Source organism: Paenibacillus sp. S29 (genome assembly GCF_049319765.1).
In the GTDB taxonomy this organism is placed as follows: domain Bacteria; phylum Bacillota; class Bacilli; order Paenibacillales; family Paenibacillaceae; genus Paenibacillus; species Paenibacillus polymyxa_B.
This window is the reverse complement of sequence record NZ_JBMOUI010000015.1, coordinates 143,610-170,277: the sequence shown is the minus strand read 5'-3', so window position 1 is coordinate 170,277 and position 26,668 is coordinate 143,610. Positions and strand designations below refer to the sequence as shown.

25 protein-coding genes are annotated in these 26,668 nt (G+C 45.2%); 19 read left to right on the top strand and 6 right to left on the bottom strand.

What is annotated here, in order from left to right:
* The first annotated feature begins 404 nt into the window (after positions 1 to 404).
* Positions 405 to 1,328, top strand: a complete 924-nt coding sequence (locus tag ACL9RM_RS22370; protein WP_235308172.1) for an NAD(P)/FAD-dependent oxidoreductase — start codon at positions 405 to 407, stop codon at positions 1,326 to 1,328.
* Positions 1,329 to 1,338: 10 nt separating this feature from the next.
* Here ACL9RM_RS22370 and ACL9RM_RS22365 read toward each other — a convergent pair whose 3' ends face one another.
* Together ACL9RM_RS22365 and ACL9RM_RS22360 are read right to left on the bottom strand one after the other, a co-directional pair.
* Positions 1,339 to 1,668 carry a hypothetical protein gene (locus tag ACL9RM_RS22365; protein ID WP_061830319.1) on the bottom strand — a complete coding sequence of 110 codons (330 nt, stop codon included), beginning with the start codon at positions 1,666 to 1,668 and terminating at the stop codon, positions 1,339 to 1,341.
* Between the two features lie 142 nt (positions 1,669 to 1,810).
* Positions 1,811 to 2,131, bottom strand: coding sequence for a winged helix-turn-helix transcriptional regulator (locus ACL9RM_RS22360; protein WP_007430161.1), 321 nt, complete (start codon positions 2,129 to 2,131; stop codon positions 1,811 to 1,813).
* A 290-nt stretch (positions 2,132 to 2,421) separates the two neighbouring features.
* Here ACL9RM_RS22360 and zwf point away from each other — a divergent pair, with 290 nt between their 5' ends.
* The 9 genes from zwf to ACL9RM_RS22315 all read left to right on the top strand — a co-directional run bounded on the left by zwf (position 2,422) and on the right by ACL9RM_RS22315 (position 10,590).
* Positions 2,422 to 3,924 (top strand): glucose-6-phosphate dehydrogenase, encoded by a 1,503-nt coding sequence (gene zwf, locus ACL9RM_RS22355; RefSeq protein WP_165175553.1) that lies wholly within the window; start codon positions 2,422 to 2,424, stop codon positions 3,922 to 3,924.
* A 54-nt stretch (positions 3,925 to 3,978) separates the two neighbouring features.
* Positions 3,979 to 4,872, top strand: a complete 894-nt coding sequence (gene gnd, locus ACL9RM_RS22350) for a phosphogluconate dehydrogenase (NAD(+)-dependent, decarboxylating) (RefSeq protein ID WP_053325295.1) — start codon at positions 3,979 to 3,981, stop codon at positions 4,870 to 4,872.
* 156 nt (positions 4,873 to 5,028) lie between these two features.
* Positions 5,029 to 5,703 carry an SOS response-associated peptidase gene (locus ACL9RM_RS22345; RefSeq protein ID WP_235308175.1) on the top strand — a complete coding sequence of 225 codons (675 nt, stop codon included), beginning with the start codon at positions 5,029 to 5,031 and terminating at the stop codon, positions 5,701 to 5,703.
* A gap of 21 nt (positions 5,704 to 5,724) precedes the next feature.
* Positions 5,725 to 5,850, top strand: coding sequence for a hypothetical protein (locus ACL9RM_RS22340; RefSeq protein ID WP_268819851.1), 126 nt, complete (start codon positions 5,725 to 5,727; stop codon positions 5,848 to 5,850).
* Positions 5,851 to 6,082: 232 nt separating this feature from the next.
* The gene (locus tag ACL9RM_RS22335; RefSeq protein WP_250268144.1) at positions 6,083 to 7,291 is read left to right on the top strand and encodes an MFS transporter; all 1,209 of its coding nucleotides are present in this window, start codon (positions 6,083 to 6,085) and stop codon (positions 7,289 to 7,291) included.
* Positions 7,292 to 7,346: 55 nt separating this feature from the next.
* The gene (locus tag ACL9RM_RS22330) at positions 7,347 to 7,793 is read left to right on the top strand and encodes an OsmC family protein (RefSeq protein WP_250268145.1); all 447 of its coding nucleotides are present in this window, start codon (positions 7,347 to 7,349) and stop codon (positions 7,791 to 7,793) included.
* Between the two features lie 69 nt (positions 7,794 to 7,862).
* On the top strand, positions 7,863 to 8,948 hold the full coding sequence (locus ACL9RM_RS22325) for a lactonase family protein (protein WP_061830324.1): 1,086 nt from the start codon (positions 7,863 to 7,865) through the stop codon (positions 8,946 to 8,948).
* Between the two features lie 803 nt (positions 8,949 to 9,751).
* On the top strand, positions 9,752 to 9,907 hold the full coding sequence (locus ACL9RM_RS22320) for a hypothetical protein (protein ID WP_172828312.1): 156 nt from the start codon (positions 9,752 to 9,754) through the stop codon (positions 9,905 to 9,907).
* Between the two features lie 173 nt (positions 9,908 to 10,080).
* Positions 10,081 to 10,590: a hypothetical protein gene (locus ACL9RM_RS22315; protein ID WP_061830325.1), complete on the top strand. Its 510-nt coding sequence runs from the start codon at positions 10,081 to 10,083 to the stop codon at positions 10,588 to 10,590.
* 143 nt (positions 10,591 to 10,733) lie between these two features.
* Here ACL9RM_RS22315 and ACL9RM_RS22310 read toward each other — a convergent pair whose 3' ends face one another.
* Positions 10,734 to 11,360, bottom strand: coding sequence for an FMN-dependent NADH-azoreductase (locus ACL9RM_RS22310; RefSeq protein ID WP_043882169.1), 627 nt, complete (start codon positions 11,358 to 11,360; stop codon positions 10,734 to 10,736).
* Positions 11,361 to 11,601: 241 nt separating this feature from the next.
* Here ACL9RM_RS22310 and murI point away from each other — a divergent pair, with 241 nt between their 5' ends.
* The 6 genes from murI (at position 11,602) to ACL9RM_RS22280 (ending at position 17,110) form a co-directional block, all read left to right on the top strand.
* On the top strand, positions 11,602 to 12,456 hold the full coding sequence (gene murI / locus ACL9RM_RS22305; RefSeq protein WP_250268146.1) for a glutamate racemase: 855 nt from the start codon (positions 11,602 to 11,604) through the stop codon (positions 12,454 to 12,456).
* 91 nt (positions 12,457 to 12,547) lie between these two features.
* The gene (locus tag ACL9RM_RS22300) at positions 12,548 to 13,396 is read left to right on the top strand and encodes an aminoglycoside phosphotransferase family protein (RefSeq protein ID WP_250268147.1); all 849 of its coding nucleotides are present in this window, start codon (positions 12,548 to 12,550) and stop codon (positions 13,394 to 13,396) included.
* A 14-nt stretch (positions 13,397 to 13,410) separates the two neighbouring features.
* A complete protein-coding gene (gene fosB, locus ACL9RM_RS22295) occupies positions 13,411 to 13,833 on the top strand; it encodes a metallothiol transferase FosB (RefSeq protein WP_250268148.1) in 423 nt (140 codons plus the stop codon).
* Positions 13,834 to 13,892: 59 nt separating this feature from the next.
* Positions 13,893 to 15,287, top strand: coding sequence for an MATE family efflux transporter (locus tag ACL9RM_RS22290; protein WP_069291764.1), 1,395 nt, complete (start codon positions 13,893 to 13,895; stop codon positions 15,285 to 15,287).
* 201 nt (positions 15,288 to 15,488) lie between these two features.
* Positions 15,489 to 16,469, top strand: a complete 981-nt coding sequence (locus ACL9RM_RS22285; RefSeq protein ID WP_250268149.1) for a S8 family peptidase — start codon at positions 15,489 to 15,491, stop codon at positions 16,467 to 16,469.
* A gap of 155 nt (positions 16,470 to 16,624) precedes the next feature.
* Entirely contained in the window at positions 16,625 to 17,110 is a 486-nt protein-coding gene (locus tag ACL9RM_RS22280) for a tetratricopeptide repeat protein (protein WP_061830331.1), read from the top strand.
* Between the two features lie 156 nt (positions 17,111 to 17,266).
* On the opposite strand, the gene budA is transcribed toward ACL9RM_RS22280, so the two are convergent.
* Complete coding sequence (gene budA / locus ACL9RM_RS22275) at positions 17,267 to 18,013, bottom strand: acetolactate decarboxylase (RefSeq protein WP_025722973.1); 747 nt, start codon at positions 18,011 to 18,013, stop codon at positions 17,267 to 17,269.
* A 162-nt stretch (positions 18,014 to 18,175) separates the two neighbouring features.
* Entirely contained in the window at positions 18,176 to 19,879 is a 1,704-nt protein-coding gene (gene alsS / locus ACL9RM_RS22270; RefSeq protein WP_172828313.1) for an acetolactate synthase AlsS, read from the bottom strand.
* Positions 19,880 to 20,397: 518 nt separating this feature from the next.
* Between alsS and uxaC the strand changes: the two genes are divergently transcribed.
* From uxaC to ACL9RM_RS22255, 3 genes are all read left to right on the top strand, one after another.
* Positions 20,398 to 21,822, top strand: a complete 1,425-nt coding sequence (gene uxaC, locus ACL9RM_RS22265) for a glucuronate isomerase (RefSeq protein WP_061830332.1) — start codon at positions 20,398 to 20,400, stop codon at positions 21,820 to 21,822.
* Positions 21,823 to 22,093: 271 nt separating this feature from the next.
* The gene (locus ACL9RM_RS22260) at positions 22,094 to 23,494 is read left to right on the top strand and encodes an MFS transporter (RefSeq protein ID WP_061830333.1); all 1,401 of its coding nucleotides are present in this window, start codon (positions 22,094 to 22,096) and stop codon (positions 23,492 to 23,494) included.
* A gap of 87 nt (positions 23,495 to 23,581) precedes the next feature.
* The gene (locus ACL9RM_RS22255; RefSeq protein WP_069079639.1) at positions 23,582 to 24,586 is read left to right on the top strand and encodes a LacI family DNA-binding transcriptional regulator; all 1,005 of its coding nucleotides are present in this window, start codon (positions 23,582 to 23,584) and stop codon (positions 24,584 to 24,586) included.
* A 99-nt stretch (positions 24,587 to 24,685) separates the two neighbouring features.
* Here ACL9RM_RS22255 and poxB read toward each other — a convergent pair whose 3' ends face one another.
* Positions 24,686 to 26,410, bottom strand: coding sequence for a ubiquinone-dependent pyruvate dehydrogenase (gene poxB, locus ACL9RM_RS22250; RefSeq protein WP_250268150.1), 1,725 nt, complete (start codon positions 26,408 to 26,410; stop codon positions 24,686 to 24,688).
* Positions 26,411 to 26,668: the final 258 nt, after the last annotated feature.

Here is a 26,668-nt window from a genome sequence, read left to right as displayed (position 1 = left end):
ATATGTATCCACTTTACGAAGCAGATGATCTTGCGGTACCAGTTCTTCCAGAGAAACCAATTCAAAAGATTGTTGTTTGTCTTGATGAGGTCGCAGCATATCAACACCGTCCGTTCTACAATAGTTACCTATATTATATAACATTAACGCGGTGTCGTCTTAAATAAAATGAACATAAAAAAAGCTGTCGAGACTTTCTCGACAGCCTGAGCACTGTGGGTATCCACAGTGCTTTTTGTCATTCCATTTTTAAGGCATATAAGCTTTGATATGTACGGACACAGGGGTTAATTCATCCGTTAGTGGGTGATATTATGTTTAAAATTGGATGAGATGTTTACATTGGTGTTATTGCGGTTTTATGCAGATGTCTAGGATAACGCGCATTCAAAGGAGGAAAAATGATGAACTATGATTGCATTATTGTTGGTGGGGGAATTGCCGGATTGCAAGCAGCGATTCAATTGGGGAGATACAGCAGTCATCGGGTGCTGGTCATAGATTCGGGCTATGGCCGATCTACGCTGTGCCATCAGTATCATAATATTTTGGGCTTTCCTGACGGAATTTCTGGTGAAGAGCTGCGACGGCTTGGACGTAGTGAAGCCACAAAACTAGGTACTGAGTTTATTGAAGGGAAGGCAGTAAAAGCCGCCCAAAGAGGAGAGCTTTTTGACATTCAAGTGGAGGCAGGAACCGTGTATTCATCTAAGACGCTGTTGTTAGCTACAGGGCTAACGGACCGTTTTCCAAAGCTGGAAGGGTTACAAGCCTGCTTGGGCAACAGTGTATATGTGTGCCCGGACTGTGACGGTTACGAGGTTCAGGATCGCAGCACGGTCGTCATGGGGGCCGGTAAAGCAGGAGCTTCCATGGCTCTGATCTTGTCAGCGCGTACCGATCAACTTGTTTATGTCAATCATGAGCGTTCAGAGGTGCCGGACGAGCTGATTGTGAAGCTGCGGGAAAAAGGGATTGGCTATAAGGAAGCAGCCATTTCTGAGATTATAACCGGAGAACCGGGCTGTTTTGAAGGAGTGCGGCTGGCTGATGGACAAGTGGTTCGAGCAGAGCGGGGCTTTTTAGCTTTTGGCAGCAATCATGTTCATTCAGAGCTGGCAGAGCAACTGGGTGTACATCTGCTGCACAATAAGCATATTGAAACTCATCCTCGCAGCAAAATGACAAATGTGGAAAATGTATGGGTAGCCGGGGACTTAGGAGCTCATGCCGAGCAAGCGACTGTGGCAATGGGAGAAGGAGCTATGTCAGCGATTTGGATACACAAGGTATTAACTGGTATGAAAACAAAAGTACCGCAGCTCTGAGAGCTGCGGTTTAGAACGATGGGCGTGTACTCGTTGGGAGTTGAAGTTCAAAGCGTTTAAATTGATCGCTAATGCCATACTTACGTAAAATTTCCGCTTGTTTGTTACCGATGAGATCAAAATGCGGATAGGGCTGACGCTGATGAATATATTGGGGGTCTAATCCGTTTTGGTTGCACCATAAGCGCAGCTTGTCCAAATCAGAACATCCTACCTTGGTGACAGTTGTAATGCCTGGAAAGCGATCATCCAGCCAGTAATGTGTCAGAAAAGCAATTTCACCACGACTGACCTCTCTTTTCCAGGCCATAAGTTCCTGGCGGGTAATGCCAAATGCCATCGTTCTCATCCTTCCTTGGCCCATTCTGAAATTATGAGCTGCTGAGCGGTTGTCCCATTATTTTCGTACTATAGTTTGTATTATGATCCACATGGGGTAACACAATAACAGGAGACCATGTGTGGCGACCTCCTGTTAGCAGTTAAAGCCATCTCTCGGCCCAGCTCTCCACACCATTCAATGCATCACCTAGCTCTTTACCCTTGCGTGTCAGCGAATACTCAGTACGCACAGGCCGCTCTGTGATGACATTGCGAAGGATCAGGCCGGAAAGCTCTAGTTCCTTGATGCGTTCGTTCAGCATGCGTTTGCTAAGATCAGGTATAGAGACGTGAATTTCACTAAATCGTTTGGGATGTTCCATCAAAGTATGAATGATGAGAGCGGTCCATTTTTTGCTGATGATCTGAAAGGACTGTTCCACCTTACCGCACAAAAGCTTAGGCTGCCTGTCGTCGCTCATCTGAATCCCCTCAATTTCATTGTTGTTTTAAACAGTATACTAAAAGTAACTCTGTATACCAATAGTAACTATAACGCTTTGTATCAACTGTGACATATTTAACAGTTTTTTCTCTTTCCTTTCGTCAATCATACCACAGAAAACGTTATCATTACAGGATATATCGAATGTTCACGATTTCGCTAAAATTTGATTGACTTGCCCCTTATTTTGGGTGTATTATGGGTTACGTTAATTCCTCAGGTAACTTTTAATAACCTCATCTTTATAATGGGAAGAAGGAATAATTCATGGATTCAATGACATTTGTCTTATTTGGAGCGACAGGGGATTTGGCGAAACGCAAAATTTACCCTGCCTTGTATAATTTGTTTGTAGAAGGTAAAATTCCGGCTTCCTTTTCTGTAATTGGGATGGGGCGTCGTGAAGTGGCAGACGAGCAATTTCAAAGTAATGTAGAGCAATCCATTAAGGACTTTTCCAGACACGTGAATGAAGACCGTGCACAGATGGATCAGTTCTTAAGTGCTTTCCGTTACAGCGCATTGAACGTCAACCACCCGGAAGATTATAAAAAGCTGCTACAGCTTGCTGAGCAACGTGAAAATGACTTGGGAATTCCGGGGAACCGCATGTTTTACTTATCGGTGGCACCGGAATTTTTTGATGTGATTGCCCTCAATATTCGCGAGAGTGGTTTAGCTGAAACAAAGGGTTGGAAACGGCTCATTATCGAAAAACCATTTGGACATGATTTGGAATCCGCACGTGAGCTGAATGATCGCCTAAGCAGAACCTTTGCTGAGGATGAGATTTATCGTATTGACCATTACTTAGGTAAGCCCATGGTGCAAAACCTGGAAGCCTTAAAATTTGCTAATCCATTACTCCAAGGAATATGGAACAATCAATACATCGCCAATGTGCAAATTACCGCATCCGAGACTGTAGGGGTGGAGGAGCGAGCAGGATACTATGATCATTCCGGCGCTATTCGTGATATGGTACAAAATCACATGCTGCAGGTGTTGATGATGACGGCGATGAACAAGCCGGGACATGTCACGGCTGATCAGGTGCGTGACGAAAAAAGCAAGGTGATGGACGCGCTTCGTGCGCTTGATCCTTCCGACATTGCTTCCAACGTGGTTAGAGGCCAATATACCAACGGTGAGATCAACGGAAAAGCAGTTCCTTCCTATAAAGAAGAGCCGGACATCGGACCTGATTCGCAAAATGATACTTTCATTTCAGCTCGCCTATGGATTGACAACGAACAATGGTCGGGTGTGCCGTTCTATATTCGTACCGGCAAACGTATGAAAGAAAAATCTACTCGTATCGTCGTGGAATTCAAAAAGGACAGCACAGATCCTTATGCCGCTCAAGGGCAACCGACTGACCCGAACTTGCTGATCATCCATGTTAACCCGGATGAAAAGGTAACGCTGCGTCTGAATAGCAGAGACCCGCTAAACGCTGGTCAACTGGAAACGGTTCTGATGAATTATCATTCCGAGGCCAAGGATGTACCAGAAGCCTATGAGCGCCTCATCTTTGATGCGCTGCGCGGCGATTCCACCTTTTTTGCTCATTGGAACGAAGTTGAGCTTTCATGGGTGTGGGTTCAACCTGTACTGGAAGCTTTTGCTCGTGGTGAGGTTCCACTTCACACATATGCAGCAGGCTCTTACGGTCCAGAAGCTTCAGATCAATTGTTGGAAGAACAAGGCTTTACATGGTGGCTGGACGAAAAGTCCGAAAGCACTGAAAAAGCAGTCGTTCGTTCTTAACACCAATAAGAAAGTATATACAAAATATGTTTGCTACGGCAGGAGGCCTTTACAATGCAAGTAGGATTAATTGGTTTGGGAAAAATGGGCTTGAATCTCGGAAAAAATTTGATCGATCATAAGCATGAACTTGTCGCTTACGACGTCAATGCGGCCGCAATCCAAGAAATGAAGGATTATGGAGCTACAGGTGCTTCTACATTGGAAGAGCTTGTACAGGCAACTCAATCCCCTAGAGTATTATGGATTATGGTTCCTCACCAAATTGTTGATTCTGTGCTGGATCAGCTTCAACCGATGTTGTCCAAAGGGGACATCATTATTGAAGGTGGTAATTCTCATTACAAAGAGTCTATTGCTCGTCATGCCCGTCTTCAAGAATATGGTATCAGCTTCATGGATGCTGGAACTTCAGGCGGGATGGAAGGCGCACGTAATGGCGCTTGTTACATGATCGGTGGCGATCCGGAAGCTTGGGCGGTTGTTGAGCCTATTTTCCGTGACACAGCAGTGGAAAATGGATATCTGTATGCAGGTAAATCCGGAAGCGGACATTTTCTGAAAATGGTTCATAACGGTGTGGAATACGGCATGATGGCTTCCATCGGTGAAGGATTTGAAGTGCTAGAAAAAAGCAGCTTTGATTTTGATTATGAACAAGTAGCGCGCGTGTGGAACAACGGTTCTGTTATTCGCTCTTGGCTGATGGGCTTGACTGAACGTGCATTTTCCAAAGATGCAAACCTGGACGAAATTCGTGGGGTTATGCACTCTTCTGGTGAAGGAAAATGGACGGTTGAAGAAGCATTGGACATTCAGGCTGCAACTCCAGTCATCGCTTTGTCCCTGCTGATGCGCTATCGTTCTCTTGATGCGGACACGTTTAACGGGAAAGTGGTTGCTGCGTTGCGCAATGAATTTGGCGGTCACGCGGTAGAAAAGAAGTAATAACAATATAAGTTAGTATCTATCCCCGTAGCTTCACAACTGCGGGGATATTGCTATATGTTTTGTCGTTTATTGGATTTTTGCAAAAGCTGCATATGCATATTTTTCCTTGTATATCCGCACAATAGGTGAAAAAGGCGGAAGGATGAATAGCAAATGTGCAAAAGGTTTTCGTTATCGGCTGATTTGGATGAGGTTAGGGATCATTTTGGTATACAACGGGTGATGTATTATTACAAAACACGCTATAACATGAGTCCCACCCAGCATGTTCCAATTGTGCTGTATCAGGATGGAGAACGAGTACTTGATGAATTTCGCTGGGGATTTATTCCCTACTGGGGCAAGGATTGTGTCAATGCAGACTTGAATACGGTTCGGGTAAATCCAAGTTATCGCAAGATGGCGGAAACCCGGCGCTGTATCATTCCATGCAATGGATTTTATTATTGGCGAAAATTGGGTAAACGCATGTGTGCTGTACGGGTGGTATTGCCGGAACAGAAGATGTTTGCGGTCGCGGGGCTATATGAAGTATGGCAGGATAGTCGTAAGGAGCCTTTACGCACCTGTACGATGATGACAGTTCAGGCCAATACGGATATACGTGAATTCGATACCCGTATGCCGGCTATTTTGGAAGCTGATCATATAGATTCATGGCTGAATCCGTCTGTACAGAACATAGATGAGCTGCTACCTCTACTACGCACGTATGAGCAAGGAGACATGAGCATCTATCCGGTGACCCCACTGGTGGCCAATGATGAACATGATAACCGTGAATGCATTCAGGAAATGGATTTGCAGTGGTCCTGGATTAAACCTTAAAACGTATGGAGATTTTCATCCATGATTGATCATAAGCTTCCCGCCGCCTGCATAGGTATGTATTGGGGAACAAGCGTCATGATCCGGGGAGAGGGGAAACGGCCGAAGGAGTATCTCATATGGGATGGAGGCGATTGGAATGAGTAACGATACACTCATCCAGCTGCTGGTGCTCATGGTGACGATCATCGGTCTGGTCCAAAACCGGTAAGTGGCAGGTTCCAGAAGGCGGGAGAATTGCCGTAGGCAATCTTCCGTTTTTTTTGTGTTAAAAAGCTCGCAGATTAAGGAAGCTTACGGTACAATAGAGCTAGGCTACAGGTGACAAGACACCTGAATATACGTCTACATACGATATATTTTTAAGGGAGAGCAAATCATGAGTGAATTAACTTCATTACCACCAGCCAAAAAAAGAAAATTGCTGTTTAGCGCAGGGCTCAGCTGGTTGTTTGATGCTATGGATGTGGGGCTGCTTTCATTTATAGTCGCAGCGTTGGCAAAGGAGTGGCATCTGGGATCTGAGCAAATTGGACTGCTAACTGCAATGAATTCGATAGGAATGGTGTTCGGAGCCGCTTTGGCGGGGATTTTGGCTGATCGTTACGGTAGACGTGCCATATTAGTGTGGACATTGTTGATCTTTTCTATTGCCAGTGGATTATCCGCTTTGGCGACAGGTCTCGGAATGCTACTGGTACTGCGTTTTATTGCTGGTGCAGGCTTGGGTGGGGAATTGCCTGTTGCTTCGACGCTGGTGTCAGAATCAGTGCCTGTGAAAGAACGAGGAAGAGCGGTTGTCCTGCTGGAAAGCTTTTGGGCGGCAGGCTGGATCCTTTCGGCTCTTATTGCTTATTTTGTTATTCCAAAGTATGGTTGGCAAATGGCGTTTATTCTCGGCGCAGTACCTGCGCTGTACGCTCTTTATCTGCGCAGAGCTATTGATGATTCACCGCGTTATAAGCAGCAAAGCGTCAAACTTCCGCTGCGTGCACGATTGGCTTCGATTTGGTCGGGACCCCATCGCAAGTCTACGCTGATGCTGTGGATTTTATGGTTCACAGTTGTATTTTCATACTACGGCATGTTCCTGTGGCTACCGAGCATGATGTTTATGAAAGGTTTCGAACTGGTTAAAAGCTTTGAGTATGTGCTGATCATGACGCTTGCGCAACTACCAGGTTACTTTACCGCCGCTTATCTAATTGAAAAGCTGGGCCGCAAATTCGTACTGGTCATCTACTTGCTGCTCACAGCAGTGTCCGCCATTTGGTTTGGCACCTCGGAAACGGCGGGAATGCTGTTGGCTGCTGGTATCTGCTTGTCCTTTTTTAATCTTGGTGCATGGGGAGCCATGTACGCCTATACTCCAGAATTGTACCCGACAGCTGTACGTTCAACTGGTGTGGGTATGGCGGCTGCGTTTGGCCGTATTGGAGGCGTTATTGGGCCTTTTGCGGTCGGTATACTCGTAGGACAGGGCGTAGCGCTACCATCAATCTTTGTGATTTTCTTCGTAGCTATCTTGATCGGAGCTGCGGCTGTATGGTTGCTGGGTACGGAAACCAAAAATCAGGAGATTGACTAACCTTTACATTCACCTGTGTAAAGATTCATAATATAAGAGAGAGGAGTGACCTGAAATGGAGCATACCTTTCTGCTCAAGGCAGACTGGAACGGGGGGCGCAACAGCGACGGCCGTATTGAGGCTGGACAGTTGCGGACTGCAATTTCGATCCCGGCTGAGATGGGAGGCCCTGGTGTGGGCACCAATCCAGATGAAATGCTGCTCGGTGCCGCCGCTACCTGCTATTTGATTACGTTGGCGGCGATGATGGAGCGCGCGAGTCTCCCGGTGGCATCACTGGCGCTGGAATCCGAAGGGATTGTCGATGTAACGAACAATATTTTTACATATCGCCGAATTGTGCATCGTCCGCAGGTTCAATTGGCCGCCGATGCGACAGAATCGCAGATTGAACAAGCATTTCGACTGGCAGAGCAGGCAGAAACCTCATGCATGATCTCGCGTGCCGTAGCGGGAAATGTGGCGTTGTCCACAGAGCCCGTGGTGGAGCGCGCCTCTTAAAGCGATATTTGTAACAGGAGCAATCATTCCAATTGCCCATCATTTTTTTAATCCAAGGAGGACACAACCATGACAGCACAACAAAAATTGCTCGTATTTGCAGGCTCTTACGCCGAATTGGAAGGTAACGGAGTTTATTCGTACACTTTTAATGAACAGACAGGAGCACTTACACTACAGGATGAGTTCTCCGGCTTGAAAAATCCTACATTCCTGAATGTGGACGTCAAAAATCGGAAGCTGTATTCCATTGGAGAGACGACTTCTGCTGCAGGAGCGAAAGTAGGCGAAGCCTCTGCTTTCGAAATTGACCCAGTTAAAGGAACATTTACATTGCTGAATCGTGCGGAAAACGTGGGTGCAACAACTTGCCACATTCAGCGTGATCCATCTGACCGTTACCTTATTGTAGTCAGCTACCACGGTGGTATGGTGGGACTGGTGTCTCTGACTGAGGACGGACGTATCGGTGAGTTGCTGGATGTTAAACAGCATGAGGGCAAAGGAGCGCATCCTGAACGTCAGGATCGTCCACATCCACATTCCAGTTTCTTTAGTCCGGACGGCCGCTTCCTGTTCGTACAAGATCTCGGTCTGGATCTGATCCGCGTTTACACCATTGATGACAGCAAAGGACAACTGGTGTTTCATGGTGAAACGAAAACCCATGCAGGTGCAGGTCCACGTCATTTGACGTTCCACCCGAATGGTAAATTTGCTTTTGTCATTAACGAAGTGGATTCTTCCATTACTTCTTTTGCATATGATGCAGAGGCTGGCAAGCTCACTGAGCTTGAGAGCGTACCGACATTACCGTCTGACTTTACAGGTGAAAACACAACTGCTGAAATTGCGATTTCGGGGGATGGAGCTTATCTGTACGGTTCCAACCGTGGGCATGACAGCATTGTCGTATACGCTGTAGACGGAGCAACTGGCAAGCTGAGCCTAGTCGAGCATGTATCTGCTGAAGGAGAGCATCCACGCCATTTTGCTTTGACTCCAAATGGTGACCATATGCTCGTGGCCAACCGCGACACCAACAACATCGTTACGTTCAAAGTGGACAAGGCAAGTGGACGCTTGACCTACACCGGGCAACAAGTAACCGTATCCAAGCCAGTATGCGTACAGCCTTTTTACTTTTCTGTGTAAAAGGAGCGTTACATTTATATCATGCAGAGTGACAAAGTAACGGTATGCGGCTTGTGACCGCTACGAGGACGGATCATTCTTCCGATCGCTGTTGCTCCCAGATTTCTTGTTTGTATGTTCAAGGGTAGAAATCCGGGGGCAAAGGCGAACGCTCCGCTTCTTCAGAACAATTCCGTCCTCTCCGCTGCTTTAGTGCTTTTGGCGACCATTTTTTATGCAGAAACAATAAACGAATACGTTATATGTTGATGGTACTAATAGATTAACCAAGCATATAAAATTTTTTAGTGAAAACGGCTCGTAGAATAACCTACAGCCGTTTTTATTTTAGGACTTAGTCATTTCTAAAGAAGTCACTACCTACAAAAATAATATAAAATTTTATGGTTACAAATAAGATACGAATAATCTCGGTAGGAAAAGGGTACATATGTTATAAGCGGGACAAGAACCCCTCAAGCACTCCGATAATGCAAATCTAGGACAAGCATTGTGAGTTCCATATAAGGGTTAGAGGCTTTAAATAAAAGTATTATATTTGGCCTAAGTATCAGTTTAGGTCGTTGGCTTTTTAGAAGTGAACTCATGAAAAATGAGAATGGCAAGGATAAGCTGGGTAACGAAGCGGGCAGATGGATTTCGGAGAAGCGATAGCGTTCGCCTTTGGAACCTGATTTTAACCATTAAAATATAATTCAAAAAATCAGGCTCCAACAGCGATCGGAGAAACCATCTGATCGCGAAGTGGGATACACAAATCGACAGCCTTGGATTGCACATATTTTACAGGAGGAGGAAACGAAATGAAAATTATCATTACACAACAGGAAGCCGTCGACAAAGGAATATGGACAGAGATCATGGGGATGTTTGCTGTAACTAAAGAGGACGAAGTATGGCAAAATGAAGAGTTTATTCTCACCGAAGAACAGGCACGTCAGGTCGGGTTATTAAGATAGCAAAGATAAATAGGACTTATTATCAAGTTTTAAGACCAAGTCTTAAAAAATCGTAACTTCTTTTTTATGTATCTGATACACTTTTTAACCGTGCAACGTTTATGATAAGTACACAAGGGTAATGAAGCTTACAGACACCGTGTACATACCCAAACGGCAAGGAGAGATCAGACATGATGAAACTAGCTTCGAAATGGACCGTATTGGCTTTAATGATGATGCTGATTACGACGGCAGGGGCAACAGCGCAAGGCTACACGCCTGTAGCAGCTGCTGAAAATCAGGAGACCGTATATATAAACCAAATGGAGATTCGTGACGGACAGATTTATTTGTCGGCAGACCCGATTGAATGGTATGAAGGCGCGGCAGCTGACAAAGCATTATTGGAGCATGAAGGAAATACAGGATTGGATGGAGCTCCAGATGGCTACTACATCGTAAACAATTCCGTGCAAAATGACGTGTATCAGGTTGCACCAGATGCTTCGGTAGAGGTGCAGATTTATGATCACACGGGTAACATAGAAGATACAGACGTGCAATGGAATGAATCGATTCCTCTGGCACAGTTTGAGAAAGATTTTGCTAAAAAGGACGTTCTGGACCTCAGTCAATTTCCATACCATGTTACGCTTCGTGAGGGTAAAGTTGTAAAAATCGTTCAGCAATTCATTCCTTAAAATAGAAGTAATCTCATTTCACAAACACGTGCTTTCACTTGATTATAGATCAGGGGAGCACGTGTTTTTTATACTTTATAACAAAAAAGAGGATATCCAGCCCATATAGGGCGCGGATATCCTCTTCTCTTCATAATATATGATTAGAACGATTTTGCTGTGTCCACTGCACGTTGTACGGCAGAAGCAACGATTTCTTGTGCTTGATCTGGAGCTTGGTTATGTCCTTCCAGAACAACTTTCACGATGTCTTTCACTCCGAAGAAGGATAAGATGTTGTTCATGTAGTTCAAAGACATTTCAGCTGCAGCAGCTGGTCCTTCGGAATAAACGCCGCCTCTTGCATTCAACAGGGCTACTTTAGTTTCAGTTACGAGACCAACTGGACCTTCAGCAGTGTATTTGAATGTTTTACCAGCCTGGTTCAGGTAATCAATGTACGTATGCAGTACAGCTGGAATCGTCATGTTCCAGAGCGGGAAAGCAAATACGACTTTGTCTGCTGCCAGGAATTGATCCAGGTAGCCATTAGCGATGTTTGCTAGGCGAGCTTCTTCTGCGTTCAGCTCCATGCCTCTAGCGGATTTGAACGTGCCGTTGATCATGTTAGCGTTCAAATAAGGAAGCTCAACGGAGAACAGGTCCAGCTCAGTGATTTCATCAGTTGGGTGGGAAGACTTGTAGCTTTCTACGAAGGCGTTATACAATTTAACTGTTGCAGATTCTTCAGCTGTACGATCATTAGCTTTGACAAATAATACTTTAGACATGATTTATTTCCCCCTAAGTAAGTTGAATAAGTAAGTTAAGTTAGTAAGTTACCACGTAATATTACAATATAAAGATAATATCTGTCAACACTTTTATATTAAATTTACTTTGAAAAGCTACTTTATTTTTTACACTGTAAATTTTACGTGTTTCTTTTGCAAAATATCAGTTTTGCGGTAAAATTTAAATGTAAAGTCTTAATGAAGAGAATGGTTTGAGTAGGCGAAGAAGAAAATGAACATGGTGTCTGCAAGATATGGCACAATAGTTGAACGAAAAAAGGTGAGTAGCTTGAAGATAGGTTTTTTTGATTCAGGATTGGGTGGAATTACAGTATTGTCCGAGGCACTAAGACGTTTGCCAAACGAAAATTTTGTATACATGGCGGATACGCTTCATGTGCCTTACGGGACGAAAACTCCTCAAGAGGTGCTTGGTTATGTCAAGGCTTCAGTAGAAACGATCCTTAAAGAAGATGTTAAGGCATTGGTCATTGCCTGCAATACGGCTACAAGTATCGCAGTTGCGGAGCTAAGGAAGGAATATCCTATTCCGATTATTGGTATGGAGCCAGCTGTGAAGCCAGCGGTCGAGATGAACCGAGCCAATGGTAAAAGAGTTCTGGTGTTAGCCACACCATTGACGTTGAAACAATCCTGTTATGCAGCGCTGGTATCCAGGGTTGACGATCATGGGAGCGTGGACTCACTACCTCTGCCGGAGCTAGTACATTATTGCGAACAGTTGAATTTTGACCGGGCAGAAATGTTCGAATATTTTAACCGTGAGCTGTCTTCGTTCAATCTCGACATATATGGCACGGTGGTATTGGGATGTACTCATTATCCTTTTTATAAGGAAATTCTAAGGGAACTACTACCTTCTCATATTCAGTTAATTGACGGGAGCCAGGGAACAGTTAGGCGGTTGAAACAGGTGTTGTCTGAGCGTAATTTGCTGGAACCTTCGCCAAAATCCGGTCCATCGCAGGAGGGACACATTACATTTCTATGTTCTAGTCAGGATGAGGCCTATGTGCATAAGATGGAGCGGGCGCTTGAAATCTATGCGGAGCATGAAAAGATTTATTTTTAAAAGAAGAGTGGCTGGCGAACGTGTGGGAGCTAAATGAAATATCCAAATCGCCAGCCGCATTGTGGATCAGACGCATGGAGGGAGGTGTGAGATGGATGTTCAACTGATCCTGAATGAGCTTCACGAAACGGGCGTGCTTGAAAGCCGTATGCGAAATCTCAAACCACTGACTGGCGGAACTTCGAGCAAAGTGGTAGTTGTCATGGACGGAACTAAGCCACGATACGTGATTAAGCAAAATGATCCCGCTGTCGTAGAAGCCGAGGCAGAATTCTTACATACCTATGTACAGATTGAGAAACTATCGCGTTTGGTTTATGTAGATCCGTTGCACCGTTATTTGGTATACACGTTCAGGTCAGGGTTCACACAGTATCATGGAAGAAACAAAAGCGATTTGTTGCTTCGTCTGGCAACGGAGGTGATCTCGCACTACAAGCCTTGTGGTGAGGAACGTCATTATGGTTATCCGGATCACCCGTTTGTGGAATGGAGAGATTTTCTGCTGCACAGAACGAAGGAATCTGGAAAGATCATACAAGGCGTTTTACCCCGAGAGAATCATCGGTTCGTTCATACCCTTGTGGCTGGATTGCCGCAACGTAATATTAAATATTTGCTTCATGGTGACTGTGGGGTACATAATTTTGTGTTTACCGAAAACGGCACATTGACGGGTATTATTGACCCTGATCCAGTGGTAGGAGAACCTCTGTATGATCTGATATACGCCTTTTGTTCTTCACCGGATAGGCTGACCGTCGATACTATTTTGCCTGCCTTAGAGAAGCTTGAGCCGGAGATGACAGGGGAATACGAGCTGAACAGGGAAGTGTTACTGGGATTATACTTTCGTATAGCTACCTGCATTCGCCATCATCCTAAAGACCTCGATAAATATACAGAAGCGTGGACCTACTGGCTAGACAGGGTACGCTGAAAGGAATAGGGAACATGAGCATACAAGGGTGGAATCATATTTGCTTTTCGGTGTCTGATTTGGAGAAGTCTATACATTTCTATCAGAATGTACTAGATGGAAAACTGCTCGTTAAAGGACGTAAGCTGGCTTATCTGGACTGTTTGGGAATGTGGTTGGCTCTCAATGTGGAAGAGGATATCCCGAGAAATGAAATTCATCATTCCTATACGCATATTGCATTTTCGATAGAGGAAGCTGATTTTGAGAATATGCTCAACAAGCTGAGAACTTTTAATGTCACCATTTTGCCCGGACGAGAGCGGAATGAACAGGATAAAAGATCGGTCTATTTTACAGATCCAGACGGACATAAGTTTGAATTCCACACAGGACAATTGCAGGACCGCTTGGAATATTATAAAAAAGATAAAAAGCATATGACTTTTTATGATTGATTAATTGACGTGTAGGTATTAAGTAATAATTGGGTCGCATTTAGGAGGAATACGGAAGGATGTCACTTTCTCAGGAAAACGGTTCCAAGCAAGCACAAGTCGTTAAAACGATGACGGTTTTTGCAATCACTTGGCCGATCTTTATAGAGATGTTGTTTCACATTTTGATGGGTAGCGTGGATACGTTCATGCTAAGCCATGTTTCTGATGAGGTTGTATCGGCTGTGGGTGTGTCGAGACAGTTGATTGAATTTACGATTATACTTTTCAATCTGCTTGGTCTTGGTGTAGGTGTGATCATTGCTCAGCTATTGGGGGCGCAAAAGCATGTGGATGCAAGCCGTGTTACGGCTTCGGCACTAACCTTTAATCTGGTGTTTGGTCTGGCGCTGAGCTTGATGTTTATTGTGAGCCGGGATTTTTTGCTATCCTTTTACCATATTACCCCGACGATCAAGGAAAATGCAGAGATTTATATGATGCTAGCAGGGGGTTCGCTGTTTCTGGAAGCGCTTATGCTAACCGCAGGTCCGGTTATTCGATCGCATGGTTTTACTAAAGATACGATGATCGTGGGCATTGGTATGAATATATTACATATCGTGGGGAATGCGCTGCTCATTTATGGCTGGTTTGGTCTGCCCCAGATGGGAGTGGCGGGTGCAGCGATTTCAACGGTGATTAGCCGTGCTGTAGCATGTGTCTGGATTTTTCTACTGCTGTACAAGCGTGTGAGTGCGCCGATTCGCATCCGGTATTATGTACAGCTTCAATGGAGTAAGCTGGTAGCAATCCTGAAGATTGGTATTCCTGCCGGGCTGGAATGGTTGTCTTATCAACTTAGCCAAATGATGGTGACCCGATTTGTCAGCTTTATGGGTACAACAGCGATCGCAACCCATTTTTATACGAATACAATTGTGTACTTTTTTATGGTATTTGGAATGGCTGTAGGTGAGGGAACGGAAATTATTGTTGCCCGCCTGATTGGAGCAGGAGACAAGGAAAAAGCCTATCATCAACTTTTACGGAGCCTAAAATGGTCTTTGGTCATTACGATTGCTGTGATCGTGGTAGTATCCTTTTTCCGATATGAAGTGATGGCGATCTTTACAGATGAGCCGGCGATCATTCAATTAGGGGCAGCGATTTTGCTGTTCTGTATACTGCTGGAGCCGGGCCGTGTGTTTAATCATGTTGTCATTAACTCCTTGCGAGCAGCGGGAGATGTTCAGTTCCCGTTAATGATGGCCATTATTTCAATGTGGGGGATTAAAATCCCGCTAGCATATGTGCTGGGTATTCATATGGGATATGGTGTGCTGGGTGTGTGGATTGCACATGCCTGCGATGAGTGGGTACGAGGCATTTTCCACTATTTACGCTGGAAGGGTCGGAAATGGCAGCACAAATCGCTGTTATCTAAGGCTGAACTTCAGGCGGAATCAGTCTAAGGCTGAAAGAGATTCTACAACAGACATTCTCCAAGCAAATTGGGGGATGTCTGTTTTTTACAAAAATAAGCAAAATGGGGATGTTCAAACTTTTCAAAAATTGCTAGAATATAGTAACCTCGAACGTAGTAGAGGTTTTCAAATTTTTCAAAGTTTCAAAGACGGATGGTTTCCGATTGAATCCATGAAGGAGGGAATAGGATGGAACGTAAAGTGCATATCATTCCTTACCAAGTGATCAAGCAGGAGCAACAAGTGAATGAAATACCGCGAGGGGTAGAGCTGATTCAGGCTCCTGCGGTATGGAACCAGACTCGAGGCCGAGGCGTGAAGGTGGCGGTGCTGGACACGGGCTGTGATTCGGACCATCCTGATTTGAAGGCGCGCATTATTGGCGGCCGGAATTTCACGGATGATGATCAAGGTAATCCGGAAATTTTCAAGGATTACAACGGTCATGGTACGCATGTGGCGGGAACTATTGCGGCAGCAGAAAATGCGGATGGTGTCGTGGGTGTTGCTCCAGAGGCAGACCTGCTCATCATCAAAGTGCTAAACAAGCAGGGCTCCGGTCAATATGACTGGATTATTCAAGGCATCTATTATGCGATTGAGCAAAAGGCAGATATCATATCGATGTCACTTGGCGGTCCTGAGGATGTGCCAGAGCTTCATGAAGCAGTAAAAAGGGCTGTAGCTAGCCAAATCTTAGTCATCTGTGCAGCTGGAAATGAGGGAGACGGTGACGACAGAACGGACGAGCTCGGCTACCCCGGCTGCTATAATGAAGTGATTAGCGTAGGTGCTATCAACTTTGATAGGCATGCCTCAGAATTCAGTAATTCAAATAATGAGGTGGATTTGGTTGCACCGGGAGAAGATATTTTGTCCACCGTTCCGGGCGGCAAATATGCGACCTTTAGCGGAACTTCGATGGCTACTCCGCACGTAGCAGGTGCATTGGCGTTGATTAAGCAGCTGGCGAATGCGAGCTTTGAGCGTGATCTTACCGAACCAGAATTATACGCACAACTCATCAAACGCACGATTACACTCGGTAATTCTCCTAAGCTGGAGGGCAACGGTCTACTGTACTTGACGGCAGTGGAGGAGCTCTCCCGTATTTTCGACGCACAACGTGTAGCTGGAATACTCACTACAGGATCATTGAAGGTTAAATAAACCGTAACTTCAGCTTCGGATATATAGCGGCTCTCCTAAAGGGAGGGTCGTTTTTTTGGATTTCAAATCTTAGGAAAAACTCCATTTACATTGCATTCAAATGTCGGGTAACATATACCTCAAAGATAGGCATGAGTCAGAAGTGGAGGATGAATATGAACGATATCATGGCGCAAGCTGACGAGCTTAGACGAACAGGGCAAGCAGAGAAAGCACGTAAGCTTCTTTTAAAGGCATTAGAACAGCAGCAAAATGATGCAGAATTGTGGTATCAGACAGCTTGGACACATGATTCATTGGGCTTAGAGAGGGAAGCGGTTGCCTATTATGAAAAAAGCCTAGGTATGGCGTTATCCGCAGAATCAAGGAAAGGAGCCATCCTGGGATTAAGCAGTACATATCGTGTATTGGGAGATTACGCCAAGGCGAAAGCGTGGTTGGACACAGGAATGAACGAATTTCCGGATTACAGACCGTTTCGGGTATTTTACGCGATGGTGTTATACAATCTGGGGGAATACGGGAAAGCCATGCAGGAGCTGCTAATGGAGGTGGCTGAGACGACCTCGGATTTATCTACACAGGAGTACTCACGTGCTATTCAATATTATGCAGATAAACTGGATCAGATCGAGGCATAGGTGAACCGGAGTGAGAGCATAAGCAGTAACGTATATATATGCTCGTACATAAAAAGATCACAGTCAGAGAGCAGTAATTCTCTTCCCTGACTGTGATCTTTTGCTGTTTATTGTTTAGCTATAGGGTCCGTAACTTGATGAGTTATATAACTGTGATTATTGCGCACCTTCAGTAACGGCAATTTCTTTCTCCAGGTTTTCTCTGGACAGGTTGGCCTTCAAGTAATCCGGCGTATCGGGCAGGACCAGGTGCAGATTGGATTTTTGACAAATGCGGATGGTACACTTTTCGACGATAAAATCAAAGACATGCCCGCCACCAGTGCGTTCATCGTTAATAAAATGCAGATGAAATCCGGCTACCCCAATACCTTGAGCATAGGCAGGTGTCCAAAAACCTGTAATCACGCCGGAAGCCTCATTAAAAGTGAAGGTAGGCTGTGACTTGGTCGCTTCGATAAAAGGTTTGTATGGTTTAACTTGGTGAGGCACGGTCCGTGTCTTTACTTCATGAAAAGTGCCATCCATACGGAAGGCATAGAACAGATTACGGCTTGGAAACAACGTTAACAGCAGAGCTTCCAGCTCTTCACGATGCATAGGGCGGTCAATAGTATATGTGAAATCTTCCTGGAAAAAGGTGACGGTGGAAAAAGGTGTAGTTTCTTCCGGTTTTACGCGATGGGCCGTACCGTCTGGAAGCAAGTGATAAAATTCACCATCGAACGCGATCATCTCGCCATTCAGTTGATCAAAGGTACCAATTCCGAAATCCCCGTGCTTTTGCAACTCCTCAAAGGCAACAACTCCGTCATAAAGACCATCTAATAGAGCAAGCATAGTGGATGTTTGGTAAATATCATGATCAGCTTCTTGCTTGGTTTCCAATTGCGCAACGGTCATGGCAATACACTTCCTTTTATAATTGTATGCATTTATTTTCTTTCTTTTTCAATAATAAACGTAAAATTTCAGTAAATAACATGAATAACTCAAAAAAATCATAAAAAAAACGTTATACTCCATAATTGTCATAAAGCCGTCACGACTGAGACATGGTTAAGGTTAGTTTAATTGGTTAGGCAGCAGTTTACGTCCCAACTGGATGTTATCCTGATAATCAATCGGAATATCGACGACCACAGGACCATCGGTATGAAGTGCCTGCTGCAATACACTTTCTAGTTCTTCAGGAGAGTGCACGCGTAATCCAGTGGCGCCGAAGCTTTCAGCATATTTCACTACATCAACATCTCCAAATTTTACACCAGACGTTCTTCCGTATTTAATCTGTTGTTGAAAAGCGACCATGTCATAGGAACCATCTCTCCATACGATATGCACCAACGGTGAGTTAAGACGTACGGCGGTTTCGAGCTCCATGGATGAAAAAAGAAATCCTCCGTCTCCAGAAATAGAAACGACTTTGTGACCGGGATTGACGAGTGTGGCAGCAATCCCCCAAGGCAGCGCTACGCCTAGCGTCTGCATTCCGTTGCTGAATAGAAGGCGCCGCGGTTCATACGAACGAAAATATCGTGCCATCCAAATATAGTGTGAACCGACATCACAGGTGACTGTGACGTTATCATCAATCAGGCTGCGCAGTGTACGAATAAATTGCAATGGATGAATCAGAAAATCATGCTTGTGTGCGGGAACAGCCGCTTGCTCGTTTAAATCATGGCGCAGACGATTCAATTGGTCGCAGGAGGATTTAGGTAGCTTTAAGGTAGGTAATTCTTCTGCAAGGCTACCCACAATCAGGGCTATATTTCCGATTAGCTCGTAGTCCGGTTGATAATCATGATCAATATCGGCTTGATGGTCATCCAGATGAATGAGTGTTCGGTTTGCCGGAATGTTCCAGTTTTTTGGATCGTATTCGATAGGATCATAGCCAATCGTCAGTACCAAATCTGCGGCTCCAAGAAGCATATCACCCGGTTGATTGTGGAACAGACCCACTCTTCCAAAATAGTGGTCTTCTAGTTCACGGGAGATGGCTCCAGCGGCCTGGAAGGTTTCGACAACAGGCAGATCTGTATCTCGGATGAGAGCACGGATAGCTGCGGTGGCTTCAGGCGTGCTGGCTTTCATGCCAAGAAGAAGTACGGGCAGCTTGGCTTTTTTGATTTGCTCTGCGACTTGTTTGATGAGTCCGGCGGGTGCGGTTCCGAGTTGGGGAAGAGAAACCTTCTCAATGACTGTTACTTCAGATGACGAAGTCAACACGTCCTGCGGCAGGCTGACGAATGTGGCTCCAGGCTGGGCTGAGGTCGCAATTCGAAATGCATTAGCAATTGCTTCCGGTACATTATCAGGATGTTCTACTTCTACACTGTATTTGGTGATGGGTTCGAATAGTCCGGCGTTATCCATGGATTGATGCGTGCGTTTCAAGCGTTCGGATCTTGGGACTGCACCCGCAATGGCGACGACAGGATCACTTTCTGCATTAGCGGTGACAAGTCCTGTCGCCAAGTTAGATGCGCCTGGACCTGAGGTAACAATGCATACGCCCGGTTTACCGGTTAATCGACCGACTGCCGCTGCCATAAAGGCGGCATTTTGTTCATGACGACATACGATCAATTCGGGCCCCCGATCTTGAAGAACATCAAAAACAGAATCGATCTTGGCACCTGGAATGCCAAAAATATGGGTAACCCCTTGCTTGATCAAGCAATCGACAACAAGGTCGGCTCCTTTTGTATCGGATATAGTTTTAGTTTGAACAGCTTGCACTTTTGTACTCAATGCTACCACCTCTTCTTCTTCTCTGTGAAATAACTAATGAAATACTTTTAATGTAAATCAATGGATGTATATTGCAATTATAATACAATAACTGGTATTTTCAAGAAAGAAATTTTCAGAAAAAAAGAGAAAAATATATAAAACGTTTTCAAAGTTTGATCTATCAAGGAAAATTAAAATTGTGGAATTTTCTTGTGGTGTCGGTCATCGAGAAGGTATAGAACAGATCTGTCCCAAATGGAGGCAGATCATTTTTATCCGCTCACATGATAAAAATCACTTTCCTCTACAAAGGATAGCGGTTACAATGTAATTGTTGTTAACGTAAACATTAAATTTAAGGCGAAGCAAACCAGTATGACATGATGTACAGGTATCATATTATAGTTGTATTGTCCTGTACAAATCATATGGATTTCCTACTGCTATGGGGAATGTAATTGTTAAAAGGCAAGTAGTATCTCGAACATTTTTGTTAACGTTAACAAATTGTTAGGAAACACGATTACAGAAGGGATGAGAAAGTAATGACCAAAACGTTTTTAGACGAAAACTTTTTGTTGAGCAATCCAACGGCTGAAACCTTATATCATCAGTATGCCAAGGATATGCCGATTATTGACTATCATTGCCATTTAAGTCCACAAGAAATTTATGAAAATAAAAAGTTCAAGAATATTACGGAAGCCTGGTTGTACGGAGATCATTACAAGTGGAGACTTATGCGGGCCAATGGGGTCGAGGAGCGTTTGATCACGGGTGATGGTGAAGATTATGACAAGTTTTTGGCTTGGGCCAAAACCGTACCTACACTAATCGGCAATCCGCTGTACCATTGGACGCATTTGGAGCTTCAACGCTTTTTTGGTGTCTATGAGCTGCTGAATGAACAGAGCGCACCTGTAATCTGGGAAAAGGTAAACCAAAAGCTGCAGGGAAAGGGCTTTGGCGCACGTGATCTGATTGTGAACTCGAAGGTAACTGTGGTGTGCACCACGGATGATCCGACGGACCATCTCGAATACCACAAACAAATCAGCAAGCTGAACGATTTCCCAGTGGCAGTGCTGCCAAGCTTCCGCCCCGACAAAGCTTTGGAAATTAATCGCGAAACTTTCCAGCCTTGGGTGGCTCGGTTGGGTGAAGTCAGCGGACTGGATGTTTCTGGCCTGGAAGGGTTTTTGAATGCGCTGGCAAGCCGGGTGCGCCATTTCCATGCTGCCGGAGGTCGGGTATCTGATCATGCGCTCGATACTGTTGTCTATGAAGAAACGACACTGGAGGAAGCAGCAGCCATATTCAGCAAGGGGCTGGAGGAAGGCCATGTGACTCCTTTAGAAGAGGCCAAATATAAATCGTACGTTCTAGTTTTCCTTGGCAAACAGTATGCAGAACATGGCTGGGCTATGCAATACCACATTCACGCGCTGCGTAACAACAACACGGCTATGTTCCGTCATTTGGGACCGGATACAGGTTACGATGCCGTAAATGATGGCTCGATCGCTCGTCCATTGGCGGCATTGCTGGACGCACAGGAGACGGCAGGAGGATTACCGAGAACGATTTTGTATTCGCTTAATTCGGTTGATTATCCAGTACTGGCAAGTCTCGCGGGCTGCTTCCAATCCGGTGGAACTGTAGGGAAAATCCAGTTCGGCACGGCATGGTGGTATAACGACCACATCGAAGGTATGCAGGAGCAGATGAAGTTGCTGGCTAACTACGGGGTGCTGTCCCGGTTTATTGGTATGCTGACGGATTCCCGCAGCTTCCTGTCCTACACACGCCATGAATATTTCCGCCGTATACTGTGTGACTTAATTGGAACGTGGGTTCAGGAGGGTAAGGCGCCTGCGGATTTGGAACTGCTCGGAGCAATGGTACAAAATATTTGCTACAATAACGCCGAGCAATATTTTAATTTCCCAACGGTTGTTCATAGTAAGTGAAGTTATTGCCTAGGTGAGAACTCACTAACTTCATAAAAAGAGCTCTTGCCAGGAGCTTGTTTCAAAACTCCCGGTAAGAGCAATTGAAAACAAAATAGTTATCAACTGAGGATTTTGCAAAAATCTCATAAGCGACTTCCAATGAACAAGATATAGATCGAAATGGTTTAGTTCGTCTATATTTTGCACTTCGGAGCGACTGGAATCGAATTTTGCAAAATCCTGAACTAATTATGTGAAAATAATTACAAACATAGAGGGGTGTGTAGGTATGGGAGTGCCTATCGTGCAGGAGAGCGTCCAAACTGACAACAAGACAGGCGAGCATATTAGCCTGAAAGAAAAGATTTCGTATGGTATGGGTGACTTTGGAAACGGATTCATGTTTGATTTGGGGCAGTTGTATTTGCTGAAATTTTTTACCGATGTAGCTGGGGTTTCTGCAGGAGCCGCCGCAGGCATTTTCCTGGTCAGCAAGCTGTTTGCCGCCGTCTGTGATCCCATTGTCGGGTCCTTTGTTGATTATCGCAAACATATCGGTACACGTGGAAAATTTAGACCTTTTCTTATCGTTGGAAGCGTTATCCTTGCAATTCTTACGATTCTTACCTTTATTTCGCCGAATATTTCACCCACAGGCAAACTCATTTACGCTTACGCGTCCTATATGATCTGGGGAATTGGCTACTCTATTGTAAACATTCCATACGGCTCGCTGGGTGCCGCTATTACGCAGGATACTCATCAGCGTGCCTCATTGTCATCTTTCCGTCAGGCGGGATCTCTGGGCGCATTATTCGTCACCAGTGTCGTTGTCATGCCGCTTATTTTACTGTTTCCTAACCATCATGTTGGCTATCCGGTTGTGATGGGGATTATGTCACTCATTGGTGTGATCGCTTTCATCATATGTTACCGAGGAACGAAAGAACGTATTATTAGCCAGTCCGGGCCAAAAGAGAAGCTATCTATAGGCGTTATCGTGCATACCTTTACGAATAACAAGCCTTTGCTGGTACTCGTTTTGATGACGATTTTCACCATATCCGCGTACAATATCAAGTCCGCACTACTGATCTATTTTGCCGAATATAACTTGGGGCATGTAGAATTAATGGCTTATATGAATTTTATTATTATCGGTTCGTCGCTACTGGGTGTGTTGTTCCTGCCCAAGCTGGTACGGCGCTTCGGTAAACGAAAAACAGCCATACTGGGGATGCTGGTTAGTGTCATTGCCGACTCCATTAACTTTTTTATGCCTTCCAATGTATATATTTTTACAATCCTCGCCAGTATTTCTTTCATTGGTATTAGTATTCCTAACGGGGTTACCTGGGCATTCGTGTCCGATATCATTGATTATGGCGAATGGTCATCCGGAGAGCGTAAAGAAGGGATTACTTACTCGTTATTTAACTTTTCACGTAAGTTGGCTCAATCCTTGTCTGGCTTTCTATCGGGTATTGGACTAGCGCTCATCGGGTATGTTCCGAATGTGGTTCAGTCCTCTGGAACGCTGCTTGGGATCAAGGCATTGCTTTGTCTCTATCCGGCTGTTGCCCTGGCTTTGGCCATGCTGGTCATCGGTAAAATGTACAAGCTGACTGACAGCAGACATGCAGAAATGGTTCAAGAGTTACAACGTCGACATGCGGATAACCGCGTATAATTTGTGAAAGTCTTCTTTTCCGGGCGGCTCCTGTGGTATGGTGGGTATATAATTTTTTTAGAGCCTCACTAAGGAAAGGATACGTATATGGCAGCTACCATTAAAGACATTGCCAAATTGGCTAATGTTTCCCATACAACCGTCTCCCGGGCGCTCAATAACAGCCCGCTGATTAAAGAAGATACGAAACGCAAAATTATGGAGTTGGCAGAGCAACTCAATTACATTCCAAATTTTAATGCCAAAAGCCTGGTTCTCCAGCGCTCGCATACGATTGGCCTGTTTTTCACCAGTATTTCAGAAGGCACCAGCTCCAGTTTTTTTGCGGATACCATCCGTGGAGTTAATCATGTCATCGGGGTGGATTACAATCTGTTTGTGCGAGGGATTGACGATTACGCCGATTTTTCGGCCATTCACCGCAAGCGTTTTGATGGTATCATTCTGATGAGCCAGAGCGAGGCGGACAACCCTTTTATTTATCATGTGCTCGGTCAAGGCATTCCGCTTGTTGTACTGAATCGGCAGGTATCCGGGGCGGGGATTGTAAATGTGATTTCAAATGATAAGGAAGGGTCCTATGAAGCGGTCTCCTTTCTCGTTGAAAGTGGGCATGAACGCATTGCGATCATTGAAGGGGTAGAAGGCTTCAAGTCTACCCAGCAACGCCGCGAGGGTTTTATGAATGCGTTAATTGATAGCGGTAAGCCGATTCGACATGAATATATCGTGCAAGGCCATTATGATACTGAAAGCGGAAGCCAGGCAATGAAGCAACTGCTTTCCTTGCAGGAGCCGCCGACAGCGGTATTTTGCTCTAACGATGATATGGCTATTGGGGCAATGAATGCGGTATTCGAAAATGGCTTGAAGGTACCAGAGGATATCTCTGTCATTGGTTTTGACGATATCGGGTTCTCAATGTATACGACTCCACCGTTAACAACGGTCAAAAGACCGATTGAGCAGATAAGTGAGCGCGGAGCCGCCTGCATTCTGGAACGAATTCAGTCACCGTCCAATGAGGGTGAGCTTATATTTATGGAGACCGCGCTCATGAAGCGGAAATCAACGGCAGGCAGACCACGCTGAGTCTCGTTTGATTAACAGGCAGGTCAAAGGGGCAGAAACCATGCTAGATGTATGGTTTCTGCCTCCTTTAGGTTAAAATGTGCTCCGCTTCGTCTGTATTTAACGAAAGAGATTGGTTTTAGCTAGTTCTACAATCTCGTCACCGCGTCCGTTCAGCATCGCTTTCATCATCCACAGTGTAAATCCTTCTGCTTGTTTAAGATTAATTTTGGGTGGCATGGATAGCTCTTGACGGTTCACCACCACGTCTACCACAACAGGGCCATCATGAGCCAATGCTTGCTGAATGGCATCCTCCAGCATTGTCGGATCTTCAACCCGGATGCCCTTGAGTCCCATGGCTTGCGCTACAGCACCAAAATCAGGATTCACCAGTTCCGTGCCATTTTCCAGGAATCCGGCCGCTTTCATTTCCAACTCGACAAAACCGAGAGCGCCATTATTGAAAACAATGACTTTAATAGGCAGCTGATGCTGCTTCAGGGTGAGCAGGTCGCCCATCAGCATCGTGAGTCCGCCATCGCCTGAAAAGGCAATCACTTGTCGGTCAGGCTCAGTGGCCTGCGCTCCGATCGCCTGCGGCAGGGCATTTGCCATCGTGCCATGGTTGAACGAGCCGAGAAGCCGACGCTGACCGTTCATCTGCAAATAACGCGCTGCCCATACAGTGGGAGTACCGACATCACAAGTGAAAATAGCATTTTCCTGCGCGGCGTCACTGATGACCTTGGCGAGATATTGCGGATGGATCGGCGTATGACCTGGTTTACCGACGGCAAGGTCATCCAACTCCTGGCGTACCTTGGTATAGTGGGAGACGGTTTTCTCTAGATGCTTGGAATCATGCTCTGACGTTAAATGCGGTAGCAGCATTTCCAATGTGGCTTTTACATCCCCGCACAAACCATACGTCAACGGAGTACGTCTGCCGAGATGGGCTGGCTCTATATCTACCTGTAGGACAATCGCATCTTCAGGGTAAAATTGTCTGTAAGGGAAGTCTGTTCCGAGCATAAGCAGGACGTCACAATCCATCATCGCATGGTACCCGGAAGAATACCCGATCAGTCCGGTCAATCCAGCATAATAAGGGTTGTCATACTCCAGATATTCCTTGCCTCGCAGAGCGGATACCATGGGGGACTTTAGCTTGTCACATAACTGCATGAGCAAGTCGTGAGATTGTGCACAGCCAGCGCCGCATAGTAACGTAATTCGTTTGCCTTTATTCAAATATTCGGCCAGTCGGGAAATTTCGGAAGCGGACGGATGCACTACAGGTGCAGTGGGATGGTAGACATGTTCAGGGACGGGTACCTTTTCCGCCTCCAAAGCTGCTACATCACCGGGAAGAACAATGACGGAAACACCTGAACGTGAAATTGCCTGTTGAATGGCCATGGTCACCGTTCTGGGAATTTGACGCGGTGTCGTAATCACCTCACAAAAGTGACTGCATTCTCCGAAAAGATGCTCAGGATGTGTAGCTTGAAAATATTCACTTCCGATTTCGTCGCTTGGAATATGAGCGGCAATAGCCAGTACAGGCACCCGATTGCGGTGGCAATCATATAAACCATTAATCAGATGCAAATTTCCGGGACCACTGCTTCCAGCACATACAGCAATGCTGCCACTAAGGTCAGCATCCGCTCCGGCTGCAAAGGCAGCCACTTCTTCGTGCCTTACATGAATCCATTCAATTTGACCGTTGCTGCGAATGGAATCAACCATATTATTTAGAGAATCTCCAACAATGCCATAAATTCGTTTGACCCCTGCATTGACCAAAACTTGTACAATAGTATCTGCGATTGTCTTCATAGATGTTCCTCCTGCCTAGTAAGTAGTGTTATCCTGCCCGTGCTTTTTTGCGTCTATTCTCCTGAAATGTATATAAGAACAAGGTCTCGGGATAGGGTGATAAGTTAGCCTTAACCGTCTTAGATCAGGTGCGAAACAACAGAAAAAGGACGATATACTTGCAGATTTTTATATAAACGTATATGTTAACGTGTTCATATTATTGTCATTATTATTTTTTTAAACTAAAAATGTTGATAAAACTATTTTGTTAACGTG

Bases quoted from the DNA above. Each gene is read 5' to 3' on its own strand.
- ACL9RM_RS22300 (WP_250268147.1), top strand. From the start codon at position 12,548: ATGGATGTTCAACTGATCCTGAATGAGCTTCACGAAACGGGCGTGCTT.
- ACL9RM_RS22335 (WP_250268144.1), top strand. From the start codon at position 6,083: ATGAGTGAATTAACTTCATTACCACCAGCCAAAAAAAGAAAATTGCTG.
- murI (WP_250268146.1), top strand. From the start codon at position 11,602: ATGGTGTCTGCAAGATATGGCACAATAGTTGAACGAAAAAAGGTGAGT.
- ACL9RM_RS22320 (WP_172828312.1), top strand. From the start codon at position 9,752: ATGAAAATTATCATTACACAACAGGAAGCCGTCGACAAAGGAATATGG.
- ACL9RM_RS22340 (WP_268819851.1), top strand. From the start codon at position 5,725: ATGATTGATCATAAGCTTCCCGCCGCCTGCATAGGTATGTATTGGGGA.
- fosB (WP_250268148.1), top strand. From the start codon at position 13,411: ATGAGCATACAAGGGTGGAATCATATTTGCTTTTCGGTGTCTGATTTG.
- ACL9RM_RS22290 (WP_069291764.1), top strand. From the start codon at position 13,893: ATGTCACTTTCTCAGGAAAACGGTTCCAAGCAAGCACAAGTCGTTAAA.
- ACL9RM_RS22330 (WP_250268145.1), top strand. From the start codon at position 7,347: ATGGAGCATACCTTTCTGCTCAAGGCAGACTGGAACGGGGGGCGCAAC.
- uxaC (WP_061830332.1), top strand. From the start codon at position 20,398: ATGACCAAAACGTTTTTAGACGAAAACTTTTTGTTGAGCAATCCAACG.
- ACL9RM_RS22370 (WP_235308172.1), top strand. From the start codon at position 405: ATGAACTATGATTGCATTATTGTTGGTGGGGGAATTGCCGGATTGCAA.
- ACL9RM_RS22285 (WP_250268149.1), top strand. From the start codon at position 15,489: ATGGAACGTAAAGTGCATATCATTCCTTACCAAGTGATCAAGCAGGAG.
- ACL9RM_RS22315 (WP_061830325.1), top strand. From the start codon at position 10,081: ATGATGAAACTAGCTTCGAAATGGACCGTATTGGCTTTAATGATGATG.
- ACL9RM_RS22260 (WP_061830333.1), top strand. From the start codon at position 22,094: ATGGGAGTGCCTATCGTGCAGGAGAGCGTCCAAACTGACAACAAGACA.
- ACL9RM_RS22360 (WP_007430161.1), bottom strand. From the start codon at position 2,131: ATGAGCGACGACAGGCAGCCTAAGCTTTTGTGCGGTAAGGTGGAACAG.
- poxB (WP_250268150.1), bottom strand. From the start codon at position 26,410: ATGAAGACAATCGCAGATACTATTGTACAAGTTTTGGTCAATGCAGGG.
- ACL9RM_RS22365 (WP_061830319.1), bottom strand. From the start codon at position 1,668: ATGGCATTTGGCATTACCCGCCAGGAACTTATGGCCTGGAAAAGAGAG.
- ACL9RM_RS22280 (WP_061830331.1), top strand. From the start codon at position 16,625: ATGAACGATATCATGGCGCAAGCTGACGAGCTTAGACGAACAGGGCAA.
- ACL9RM_RS22310 (WP_043882169.1), bottom strand. From the start codon at position 11,360: ATGTCTAAAGTATTATTTGTCAAAGCTAATGATCGTACAGCTGAAGAA.
- ACL9RM_RS22325 (WP_061830324.1), top strand. From the start codon at position 7,863: ATGACAGCACAACAAAAATTGCTCGTATTTGCAGGCTCTTACGCCGAA.
- ACL9RM_RS22345 (WP_235308175.1), top strand. From the start codon at position 5,029: ATGTGCAAAAGGTTTTCGTTATCGGCTGATTTGGATGAGGTTAGGGAT.
- budA (WP_025722973.1), bottom strand. From the start codon at position 18,013: ATGACCGTTGCGCAATTGGAAACCAAGCAAGAAGCTGATCATGATATT.
- ACL9RM_RS22255 (WP_069079639.1), top strand. From the start codon at position 23,582: ATGGCAGCTACCATTAAAGACATTGCCAAATTGGCTAATGTTTCCCAT.
- zwf (WP_165175553.1), top strand. From the start codon at position 2,422: ATGGATTCAATGACATTTGTCTTATTTGGAGCGACAGGGGATTTGGCG.
- gnd (WP_053325295.1), top strand. From the start codon at position 3,979: ATGCAAGTAGGATTAATTGGTTTGGGAAAAATGGGCTTGAATCTCGGA.